General features: G+C 69.3%; 8 protein-coding genes. 4 read left to right on the top strand and 4 right to left on the bottom strand.

Translation table 11 applies throughout. The annotated features are described in order from the left end of the window. Positions 1-85 precede the first annotated feature (85 nt). Positions 86-1,210 (bottom strand): NDMA-dependent alcohol dehydrogenase, encoded by a 1,125-nt coding sequence (locus tag GSI01S_RS17735; protein ID WP_006898017.1) that lies wholly within the window; start codon positions 1,208-1,210, stop codon positions 86-88. A 191-nt stretch (positions 1,211-1,401) separates the two neighbouring features. Between GSI01S_RS17735 and GSI01S_RS17730 the strand changes: the two genes are divergently transcribed. From GSI01S_RS17730 to GSI01S_RS17720, 3 genes are all read left to right on the top strand, one after another. Beyond that, positions 1,402-2,397 carry an alpha/beta hydrolase family protein gene (locus tag GSI01S_RS17730; RefSeq protein WP_006898016.1) on the top strand — a complete coding sequence of 332 codons (996 nt, stop codon included), beginning with the start codon at positions 1,402-1,404 and terminating at the stop codon, positions 2,395-2,397. Positions 2,398-2,470: 73 nt separating this feature from the next. Next, on the top strand, positions 2,471-4,621 hold the full coding sequence (locus GSI01S_RS17725) for an acyltransferase family protein (protein WP_006898015.1): 2,151 nt from the start codon (positions 2,471-2,473) through the stop codon (positions 4,619-4,621). A gap of 101 nt (positions 4,622-4,722) precedes the next feature. Then, positions 4,723-5,937 carry an acyltransferase gene (locus GSI01S_RS17720; RefSeq protein WP_006898014.1) on the top strand — a complete coding sequence of 405 codons (1,215 nt, stop codon included), beginning with the start codon at positions 4,723-4,725 and terminating at the stop codon, positions 5,935-5,937. A gap of 32 nt (positions 5,938-5,969) precedes the next feature. On the opposite strand, the gene GSI01S_RS17715 is transcribed toward GSI01S_RS17720, so the two are convergent. Further along, positions 5,970-6,671 (bottom strand): hypothetical protein, encoded by a 702-nt coding sequence (locus GSI01S_RS17715; protein WP_006898013.1) that lies wholly within the window; start codon positions 6,669-6,671, stop codon positions 5,970-5,972. Between the two features lie 64 nt (positions 6,672-6,735). Continuing rightward, positions 6,736-7,362, bottom strand: coding sequence for a SanA/YdcF family protein (locus tag GSI01S_RS17710; protein WP_006898012.1), 627 nt, complete (start codon positions 7,360-7,362; stop codon positions 6,736-6,738). Between the two features lie 134 nt (positions 7,363-7,496). Between GSI01S_RS17710 and GSI01S_RS17705 the strand changes: the two genes are divergently transcribed. After that, on the top strand, positions 7,497-8,906 hold the full coding sequence (locus GSI01S_RS17705) for a WS/DGAT/MGAT family O-acyltransferase (RefSeq protein ID WP_006898011.1): 1,410 nt from the start codon (positions 7,497-7,499) through the stop codon (positions 8,904-8,906). Between the two features lie 237 nt (positions 8,907-9,143). Here the strand turns inward: GSI01S_RS17705 and GSI01S_RS17700 are convergent, their stop codons facing one another. Next, on the bottom strand, positions 9,144-10,556 hold the full coding sequence (locus tag GSI01S_RS17700; protein ID WP_006898010.1) for a hypothetical protein: 1,413 nt from the start codon (positions 10,554-10,556) through the stop codon (positions 9,144-9,146). Positions 10,557-10,781: the final 225 nt, after the last annotated feature.

Genomic DNA, 10,781 nt, shown 5'->3' with positions numbered 1-10,781 from the left:
CCAGCCTGAGAGGGCGCTCGCTCAACCAGCCTGAGAGGGCGCTCGCTCAACCGGCCTGAGAGGGTCCTCGCTCAACCAGCCGCGACTACCAGTCGGCCTCGTCGAAGACCACCATGCCGCGGATGTTGTGGCCCTCGAGCATGTCGTCGTAGGCCTTGTTGATCTCTTCGAGGCGGTAGGTCTGGGTGACGAGGTCGGCGAGGTTCAGCTTGCCCGCCCGGTACTCGTTGAGGAGCTTCGGCACCTGAGTGCGCGGGCCGGCGCCGCCGAAGATGGCCCCCTGCACCCGCTTCTGCATCAGCGTCAGATCGAAGAGGTTGAGTTTGACGTCCATCGCCTGGAAGTCGCCCATGCCGACCACCACGGTCTGGCCGCCCTTGGCGGTCATGGCCATCGCGGGCGCGATGTACTCGCCCTTGATCTCGCCGACGGTGAGGATGACCGTGTTCGCCATGGTTCCCCATGTCATCTCTCCGACCGCCGGGATCGCCTCCTCCATGCTCTCGAAGGTGTGCGTGGCGCCGAGCTTCTCGGCCATGTCTCGCTTGAACTTCACCGGGTCGACGGCGACGACGTGCCGGGCGCCGGCCGCACTGGCGCCCTGGACGGCGTTGATTCCGACTCCGCCGATGCCGACGACGACCACCGTGTCGCCGACCTTGGTTCCGCCGATCTCGGTGGCCGAACCCCAGCCCGTCGCGATGCCGCAGCCGAGGAGCGCGGCCTGCTGAAGCGGGATGTCGTCCTCGATCTTGACCAGTGACGCCTGATTGACGGTGATGTACGGAGAGAAGGTGCCGAGCAGACACATCTGGGTGAGGCCCTCACCGTTCATCGTCACCCGGTGGGTCTTGTCGGAGATCGCCTTGCCGGTGAGCAGGCCGGCTCCCTCGTCGCAGATGTTCTGCTGGCCCCGCGAACACGGTCCGCACACACCGCAGGCGGGGATGAAAGCGGTGACCACGTGGTCGCCCTCCGCGAAACGAGTGACGCCCTCTCCCACCTTCACGACGACGCCCGCACCCTCGTGGCCTCCGACCACCGGCATCGGCGCCGGACTCTGGCCGGTCCGCAGGTGATGGTCGGAGTGACACAGTCCCGAACTGACGAGCCGGACCTGGACTTCACCCGCGACGGGGTCGCCCAACTCGACTTCTTCGATCTTCCAGTCCTCGTTGACACCGTGCAGAACCGCGGCCTTCGTCTTCATCGCGTCACGCTTTCTTCTCGACTGTGCCGCGCGTCACCTGCGCGCGGCTGACTCCATGGTGCGTCGGACTCGGTGCCGTCAGGCGAGATTGGGCGTATCGGTGGTAACGACTGCGGATTCTTCCGCGATCTCCTGCGGGACGAGAGGTACTCGTCTGCGAACTGTCAGCGGCGACGCAGAGAATCGAGGCGATGAAGTTCAAGCGCGACCACCCCGTCATCGTCGGCGTGGTCTCCACTCTGCTCGCGGCGGCCGCGCTGCTCGGCGTTCTGCTGTGGCAAGCGGGGCCCGGCTCATCGCCGCACGGCGCACCGGCAGCGCACCGAAGCGACTCGACCATCACCCCGGCGGCGCATCGAGCCGTCGTCACGTCGGCCGAGCCCTTCCTCCAGCGCATCGCGTATCCGGCCGCGCACGCCGACCCCACTCAGAACTACGCCGACCTCTATCTGCCGACCGTCTCACCTGCCCACCCGAGGCTTCCGCTGGTGGTGCTGGTTCACGGAGGCGCCTGGGCGCGCGGTGTCGGTGCGCACAGCTTCGACCGTCTGGCACGCGACCTCACCGCCCGCGGCCTGGCCGTCTACAACGTGGAGTATCGGCGCCTGGGGAGCGGCGGCGGCTGGCCCGCCACGTTCACCGACGTCGCTGCCGCTCTCGACGATCTGCCCGCCGTGATCCGCGCGCATCCGCAGATCACTCTGCGGAACTCGGTGCTCGCCGGCCACAGCGCCGGCGGCCAACTCGCGGTGTGGTCCGCACTCCGCACTGCCGACGATCCCGGTCTCGGTCTCGGCCCTCCGCGCTGGCGGCCGTCGACGGTCATCAGCGTGTCCGGGCCGCTCGACATGGTGTTCTCCGCCACGCACGGCGACTCCCGTGTGATCCGCGCCCTCGGCGGACCGCCCAGCGCGGTCGCCGACCGCTACCGCGCCGTGGACCCGCTGGAACTGGCCGCTGATGGCGACGAGGCGTCCGCGCCCGAGATCGTAGCGGTGCACGGCACTGCCGACCGACTCGTGTCGGCGGTCAACTCCGAACGATTCGTCGCCGAGTACCTGCTGCACCGGGGGCACGGTCGACTGCAACTGCTGCCCGGTGCGACGCACACATCGATGTTCGAGGCGCATTCGGCTGCCTACCGTTCACTGATCGACTTGATCGCCGCAGAAGCGCTTCGTCCATGACTGCTGGCGCAGCCGGCCGCCGCCGCGCGTTGCGAATGGAAATCGCCGGGACGATCCCAGTAGCATCCGGCGTGTGAAGTCTGCTGGAACCGACGTTACGGCGGGACCGCCGACTCGACACAACGAAGACGCCGCCACCGGGAACACCTCCGGTTACCGGCCCGACCTCGACGGGTTGCGCGGCATCGCGATCTTCCTCGTCGCCGTCTTCCACGTCTGGTTCGGCCGCGTGTCCGGCGGCGTGGACGTCTTCCTCACGCTGTCCGGCTACTTCTTCGTCGCCTCGCTGCTCAAGCACGTGATCCGAACCCAGCCGGCCGATGTCTCCTGGCGCGCGGCGGTGGATCCGTGGCCCCGGCTGAGCCGGCTGCTGCGGCGCCTGCTTCCGGCGATGTTCCTGCTGCTCGCCTTCATCGCGGCAGGCGTCTGGTGGCTCATGCCGAGCACCCGCTGGGGTCCGCTCGGCGAGGAGATCATCGCCTCGGCCTTCTACTACCAGAACTATCACCTGGCCTTCCTCTCGCAGGACTACGGCGCCGCAGACTCCGCGATCAGCCCGATGCAGCATCTGTGGTCGATGTCGATGCAGGGCCAGTTCTTCGTTCTGACCCTCCTCACCGCGCTCGCCCTGGGCGGCCTCCTCAAATGGGGTGCCGCACGCTGGGAGGCACTGGCCCGCCCGAACGTGATCCGCGCGATCGTCGGGACGTCGCTGCTCGCGGTGACGCTCGTGTCCTTCGCGTGGGCCAACTACCGGCACGGGATCAACCAGCCGTTCAATTACTACGACACCGTGGCCCGCATGTGGGAGCCGCTGGCCGGCGGTCTGCTCGCCGTCTGGATGCCCAGGCTGCGCCTGACGAACTGGCTGCGCACGCTGCTGACGGTGTTCGCCGTCGCGATGATCGCCTCGTCCGGATTCTGGATCGCGGGCGTCCAGGAGTACCCGGCCGTCATGGCGCTGGTGCCGGTCGGATCGACGCTCCTGCTGATCTGGGTCGGTTCGTCGGCCACCGCGACGCGGGCGGTCCCCGGCAACGACCTGAGCCCCGGCGGCCTGGTCCTGGCCCACCCGTGGATCGTCTGGCTCGGTTCCATCGCGTACTCGCTGTACCTGATTCACTGGCCGCTGCTGATCTTCTACATGAACTGGCGATTCGTCGACGCTGTGAACTTCGCCGAGGGCACCGCGATCCTGGTGGTCTCGGTGATTCTCGCCTGGTTGATGACGAAGTTCGTCGAGACGCCGCTGCGCGCGGGACGCGGCGGCGGCTTCTCGGCGGGCTACCGGCGCGGGCTCACCGCGATCCTCGTCGTCGCCTCGGTCTTCGCCGTGGCTAGTGCCGGTTACTGGCAGCACCGCCAGAGTCAGATGATCGTCGACACCACCAATCTCGACCCCCGCGAGTATCCCGGTGCCCGGGCCCTCCTGGAGGGTGCGCCGAGTCCGGCCGTGCCGGTGGCGCCGTCGCCGGAGGCCGCCGCGGAGGACTGGCCGCTGAGCCACTGGGACCACTTCTCCAACTTCGGCGATCCCGCGATCAAGGTCGGCGTGTACGGCGATCCGCAGGGCGCGCACACCGTCGCCGTGGTCGGCGGCTCGCATTCCGAGCACTGGATGACCGCGCTCGACAAGATCGGCAAGAACCGCGGTTTCCGCGTCACGACGTACATGAAAGCGGGCTGCGCGCTCTCGACCGAGGCCGAGGTGGAACTCGACGGCCGCACCCTCACCGAATGCAACGAGTGGTCGCGGGCGGTGGTCGACAAGCTGGCCGTCGACCGGCCCGACGTCGTCTTCACCACCGCCACCCGGCCCGCCCCCACCGGGCAGAACGGCGACGTGGTGCCGCGCGGCTACGTCGACTACTTCAAGGAGTTCCGCGACCGCGGGCAGAAGGTGGTCGCCGTACGCGACACCCCGTGGGCGCACGGACCGCTCTCGCCTCCGGAGTGCATCGCTTCCGGCAAGCTGCCGCGTGTGTGCGGCGTGGAGCGGTCACGGGCGCTGTCGCCGGTGAACCCGGCCGACGCGCTGATCCCGGATTTCCCGAACATGACCTTCCTGGACTACAGCGACGGTTTCTGCAACGACACCTACTGCCCGGCTGTGGTCGGCAACATCCTGGTGTGGCACGACTACCACCACGTCTCCACCGCCTTCATGCGCAGCCTGGCGCCGTTCCTCGACCGTGACCTGCAGAAAGCCACCGGCTGGTGGTAGCGGGACCGACACCGGCCCGGCAGCGGGCACACAGTGAGTGCACAGGGTGGGCTGTTAGCGTGTCCGATTGATCCGCTCCCCCGCAACCGTGAGGTCACCCGATGTCGTCCACAGCTGTCCTCCCCGAGGCGGCTACCCCGACCGTTCCCGCCGTAGGCTCCGCGCCGCCGGCGCCGGCGCCGGCCAAACGCCCTTACCTGCATCACGTCGACCTGGTGCGCACGATGACCTTCGCCCTGGTCATCTTCGTGCACACGCTCACGTCGACGACCGCCGAGTTCACCAGCATGGGCACCAACGGGACCGCGCTGCTGTTCCACTCCACCCGGAACATCTTCTTCGCGCTCACCGGCTTCGTGCTGATGTACCAGTACCTCGACCGTCCCGACTTCCGCGCCACGTCGTTCTGGCGGCGCCGGATCAAGCTGGTCATCGTGCCCTACCTGGTGTGGTCGGTGCTGTACTGGACCATCGAGGGAATGTGGGCGAGCGGACGCCTCGGTGACGTCCCGGGCAGCCTGGACGAGTTGTTCGACCGCATCAAATGGGGGACGGCCGCCTACCACCTGTACTTCCTGTTCGTGATGCTGCAGGTGTACCTGTTGTTCCCGCTGATCCGCCGGCTGGTGGCGCGCACCCACGGCCGGCACTGGTGGCTGCTCGGCGCGAGCGCGGCGCTCCAGATCACCGTCTTCGGTCTCATCTGCTACTGGACTCCGCCGACCGGGATGGCCGAGCTGTGGAGCCATCTGTACGCCACCGTGGTGCCCTACCAGCTGCTCATCATCCTCGGTGCGCTGGCCGCCGACCACCGGGAACGCGTCGGGCAGTGGCTGCGAGGGCGCGGCGAACTGCTCGGCTGGCTCCTGCTGGGCACGGGTCTGCTCGCCGTCGGCGCCTACGTGCACCGGGTGCTGTTCTCCGGTGCGCCGATCAACGATCCGGGCAGTCCGTTCGAGCTCACCTTGCTCCCGTTCATCGTGGTCGCGGCCATCAGCGTGTACGCGACAGGACTGCACTGGGCCACGTTCCACCGTGAGCGGACGCCGATCATGGCGAAAGTGGTCGCCTACGCGTCCAACCGGTCGTTCCCGGTGTTCCTGGTACACGTGATGGTGCTGTTCTTCCTGCTGCGCCCGGTCACAGACGACGGCCAGAAGTGGCTCGTCGCCCACATCCCGCAGCCGCTCGCGACGTTCACGGTGTACGTCAGCACACTGGCGATCTCGCTCGCCGTCGTCGAAGTGCTGCGCCGACTCCCGGGGTCGCTGTACCTCACCGGACGCCCGCGGCTTCCGTTCCGGCCGACGATCTGACCCGCCGGGTCGACCTTCGGCGCGGCTCGGACTCAGTCGCGCAACCGGCACACCACGGCGGCAGCGTGGCCCGACCCGTTCGCGGTCACCAGCACCACCTCGGAGTGCCCGCCGGCGCGCGCGTCGATGAGCCCCTCGATCGGTGCGGCGGCGTGCGTCGACAGGCTCGTCGCCACGAAGCGACGGCCGGCCGCGAGCCGGATGCCTCCGGGCGCCACGGCCACGATCGGCAGATCGTCGCCGACCGCGGTCAACACCCGCTCGACTGCGGCATGCGTGCCGTCCGAGTCGGCGCTCGACCGCAGAGCCGAACCGTTCCGGTCGCCGCGGCGGTGTCCCGGCTGCGGGGTGCCGGTCAGCACCGCGGCCGCTCCCGCGACCACCACCAGCACCGCGCCGTGCGTCTGCGCCAGCATCGACGATCCCACCGCGATCGACGACGGCACCCCGCAGCCGTCGTCGACCACATCGAGTGCGCGCACCGCAGGGGCTCCCCCGAGTCCCAGTTCGTCGCGCACCCGCTCGGCCGACCAGGTGTCGCCGGCCGGCGGCCTCACGTGGATCACCGCGACCACGTCGCGGACCTCGAGCCCCGCGTCGCCGAGCGCGGCGTGCGCCGGTCCGAGACGGCGGTCGTGCGACGCGCCGGTCGCGACCGCCAGACCCGAGACCCGGACCTGGCCGGCCGATGCGGCGGCCGCACTCGCGCCGTTGCGGGCGGGGTTGTCAGGCATGGACTCACGCTACGGCCGGCGACGGCGGCGATACGCCGTCCGAATGACCGCCGCAGCCCGCGGCTCAGCGGCGTGCGCGGACGGTGTCGATCACCGCGCGCGGCCGCGAGCCGAGCGCCTCGCGGAGCTGGTTGCGGACCAGGCTCAGCGGCGAGCAACGGTCGCACGGCGCCACCACGCCCAGCGCGTCGACATCCCACGCGCGGCACAGCGTCACCGCGCGCGCCACGTGGAAGTTCTGCGTCACGATCATCGCGGAGCGGACGTCGTACATCGTCGCGGCCCGGCGGCATGTGGCGTTGGTGTTCACCCCGAGCGGATCGTCGACGATCCTCGTCGACGGCACTCCGTGGGCCTGGAGGTACGCGCGCATCACCCGTACCTCGTTGCCCGCGGAGTCGGCGTCGTTGCCGGATACGACGATGCGGTCCACGCGGCCGGACCGGTAGGCGTCCACCGCCACGTCGAGCCGCGGCCCGACGTAGTCGCCGACCTGCCCGTCGCGGACCTTGGCTCCGAGCACGATCATGGTGCGGGGCGCGTCGTCCGGGATCTCGGAGGCCTGCACCACTCGTCCCCGCGCACCCACTGCCATCCACACCGACGCGATCGTGACGACCGCTTCGACGGCGATCACTGACAGCAGAATCACCGGAATCAGACGCCGGATCGCGGGGGAACGCAGGGGCACCGGTCCAACCTAGACGCAGCGCCGGCCACCCGGGCACACCGACCCGGTCCCGGGTCCCCCGGTCATCCCGACCGGAAGGCTGTCACAATCTCTCGCAAGCGGGACGCGCGGTCGCGCAGGGAGGGGAGACACCGATGCAGTACATGCCGGTGACCGAATCGATGTTCCTGATCGCCGAGACGCGAGATCAGCCGATGCACGTGGGCGGGCTGCAACTGTTCGTACCCCGCGAAGGCCAGTCGGCCGAGGATCTGGCCGACGAGATATCCGAACGCTTCCACGCCGCGACCGACGTCTCGCCGATGTTCCTCAAGCGCCCGGCCACACCCGCCCAGATCGCCGGATACACCGCGTGGACGCAGGACGACGAGGTCGACTTCGACTATCACATCAGACACATCGTTCTGCCCCGTCCGGGTGAGATCAAAGACCTGCTCCGCTACGTGTCGCTGAATCACGGCGCCCTCCTCGACCGCCGTCGCCCGATGTGGGAGATCCACATCATCGAGGGCTTGGCGGACGGCCGCGTGGCGCTCTACACGAAGATCCATCATTCGATCGTCGACGGCGTCTCCGCCCTGCGCTTGCTGCAGCGCTCCCTCTCCACCGATCCCGACGACCGTTCCGGTACCGCCTTCTGGGATATGGAGCTGGTGCGTCGACGGCGCCGCCGGCGGCGGGAGCAACGGCCGCCGAAGGGCTCGTCGCGGTTGCTCGGTGCGGTGACGGGCGTGGCCGGAGCGATCGCCGACACCGCGGGCCAGGTGGTCGGCATGGCGCCGGCCGCCGCCCGGATCGCCGCCGCGGGCGTCTTCGACAAGGACTACGTCGCCCCGATGCAGATGGCGCCGTCGACGATCCTGAACCAGTCGATAGGCTCGGCGCGCCGCTTCGCCGCGCAGGACTGGCCGGTCACCAGGCTTCGCGCGGTGGCTCGGACGCAGCAGATGACGCTCAACGACGTCATCCTCGCCATGTGCTCCGGAGCACTCCGCCGCTACCTGAGCGATCACGACGGTCTGCCCGACGAGTCACTGGTGGCGATGATGCCGGTGTCGCTGCACAGTGACGGAGACTCCGACGGGAACGCGGTCACCGCGATCACCGTGCGGTTGGCGACCGACATCGAGTCGCCCGCCGACCGGGTGGCTGCCATCAAGGCGTCCACCCACGGCGCCAAGAACGTGGTGCGCGGGCTCAAACCGCTGCAGGCTCTCGCCCTGGGCGCCGCGACCATCTGGCCGCTGGCCTTCGCGACGGTCCCCGGGTTCGTCGAGTACACACCGCGCGCGTTCAATCTGATCATCTCGAACGTGCCCGGACCGGAGGAGCCGCTGTACTGGAACGGCGCCCGGCTGGACGGCTCGTACCCGGTCTCCATTCCAATGGAGGGGCAGGCCATGAACATCACCGTCACGACGATCGGCGGCAAGGCCGGGTTCGGCGTCATCGGTGCGCGGGCCCAGCTGCCGAGCCTCCAGCGCATACTGGCCCACCTGGAGACGTCGCTGGCCGAGTTGGAGGCACTGCCTCCGGCACGGTGACCGGCAGCACGAAGCCCGCCCCGCAGTGGCGGGGCGGGCTGTTGATCGCGCTACCGAGTCAGGTCAGTCCGCTGGTGATCAGTGCGACAGCCGATCCCGTCGCGAAGTACTCGGCGAGGCTCCGGCGGATTCTGCTCCAGCTGTTCATCATCGGACTGCTCCCTCCAACGCGGACGGTTTGCGACACCGTCATGCTAGTTCGCAGTGACGGTGGTCACAGCAAATCGTCCGAATCGGTCACGCCGCGGGCGCCTCGGCGGCCGGAGCGGAATCCGCGGTGTCAGCGACGCTCTGGTTCGCGGACGGCTCAGCGGCAGGCTCCGACGACTGGTCGTCGGAGGGCTGCTCGGCCGCTGAATCCTGCGACGGCTCGGCGGCGGGCTCGTCGGTGACGGCCGGCGCCTCGGCGGTCGGCGCAGGCTCGGGCGCGGCGTCGGCCGCCGGGGCGGGCTCGGTGGCCGAGGACTCCCCGGACGGTGCCGTGGTCTCAGCGGAGGTGTTCTCAGTCGCGTCCGAACCAACGGTCGTCTGCGCCGAGTCGGCTGCCGCGGAGGTGCTCGTCGCCTGCACATCGGCGACCCGTGTCGCGGTCGACGCGGTGGACGGCTCGGTCGCCGGCGGCGTGGGAGCCGGCTTCTTGGCGAACAGGTCGGTCTCGATCCGCGGCCCATGGTCGGTCATCACGATACGGATGAGGTCTTGCGAGAAGGTCGGGATCACATTGCCGGTGAGGATGCCGGTCACCGAGTCCGGGAAGGGCGCCGGAATGCCGAGCGCACCCACCATGTCGAGCAGGGTCGTCATCGGCGCCAGCGGAGAGCCGAGCGTCAGCGAGAACGGATTCTTGATCGAGTAGACCACCGGGCCGTCGCCCTGCTGCGACTTCTGGAAGATGAACGCGACGCTGGTGCACGACGAGTAGTTCTTTCCGGTCTCCCCGTCTGTGACCTGAGCCTTTCCGTACAGCGCCGTGCATATCACCGAACTCTTGGTCGGGTCCGGCGCGTTCGCGATGCCGTCGAGGAAGCCGGTCGCCACCGCGACGCCGCCGAGCGCCGTGGCGGTCGCGTTCTCGCCCAGCCCCATCGCGATCGCGACGCCGAGCGGGAGTGCCCGGACCGAGGTCTCCGACACTCCCGCTCCGATCGACAGCCCCAGGCCGCCGGTGGCCCGCGAATCGGAGACCGCGCCGAGGCTGCCGACCGAGATGGCGCCGGACAGGAAGGCGTCGGCCTGCGCGTTGGCGGTGCCGCCGACGGCGAGCGCCGACGCCAGACCGGTGCCCGCGATCGTCGCGGCGCCCGGGTACGAGGTGCCGAACAGCGGCGCCAGGCTGATGGCAGTGGCCGAATTCATATCGGCGAGGTTCAGGCCCAGATCGGGCAGCACCAGGCCGATCAGGCCGTCGCCGATTTTCGCGAGCACCGCGGGGCGGGCAGCCCCGCAGTCGACGGTGTCGCCGACGGGGCTGGGCGCGGTCTGCTGCCCCGGCGCACACTTGTACGAGGGGAAATCCGGCAGGCCGTTCGCGGCGTTCGCCGGCGCGGCGCCGACTCCGCCCGCGAGGAGTGCGGCCGACGCCGCGACCGCGGTGAGGCCCGTCGTCAGACGGGTGCGTCGCTGCCGACGGCTTCGAGATCGGGTATCCATCGAGGTCACCTGGGACTCTTCTCTAATCGAAGGGAATGGCTCACACAGGAGCCCGGCACCCCCGTCGCGCGGGGCTGCCGCCTCCCGCCGCCGGACTCGTACCGAACGGTAACTTTCGAGTGATAAGCACCACTTTCAACCGATCAGGTGACACAGATTCACGGCACGAATTCGGCGTGTCGACTCAGATTCGTGCGCCTCAGCACACTCTCGATACGGACTGGA

This window comes from Gordonia sihwensis NBRC 108236 (assembly GCF_000333035.1).
In the GTDB taxonomy this organism is placed as follows: Bacteria; Actinomycetota; Actinomycetes; order Mycobacteriales; family Mycobacteriaceae; genus Gordonia; species Gordonia sihwensis.
Note: the sequence above shows the minus strand (reverse complement) of the source record. Positions and strands in the feature narration are given on the sequence as shown.

What these genes read in the sequence shown, in the direction of transcription:
- GSI01S_RS17715 (WP_006898013.1), bottom strand. Translation starts at nt 6,671, where the DNA reads ATGCCTGACAACCCCGCCCGCAACGGCGCGAGTGCGGCCGCCGCATCG.
- GSI01S_RS17705 (WP_006898011.1), top strand. Translation starts at nt 7,497, where the DNA reads ATGCAGTACATGCCGGTGACCGAATCGATGTTCCTGATCGCCGAGACG.
- GSI01S_RS17735 (WP_006898017.1), bottom strand. Translation starts at nt 1,210, where the DNA reads ATGAAGACGAAGGCCGCGGTTCTGCACGGTGTCAACGAGGACTGGAAG.
- GSI01S_RS17700 (WP_006898010.1), bottom strand. Translation starts at nt 10,556, where the DNA reads ATGGATACCCGATCTCGAAGCCGTCGGCAGCGACGCACCCGTCTGACG.
- GSI01S_RS17730 (WP_006898016.1), top strand. Translation starts at nt 1,402, where the DNA reads ATGAAGTTCAAGCGCGACCACCCCGTCATCGTCGGCGTGGTCTCCACT.
- GSI01S_RS17720 (WP_006898014.1), top strand. Translation starts at nt 4,723, where the DNA reads ATGTCGTCCACAGCTGTCCTCCCCGAGGCGGCTACCCCGACCGTTCCC.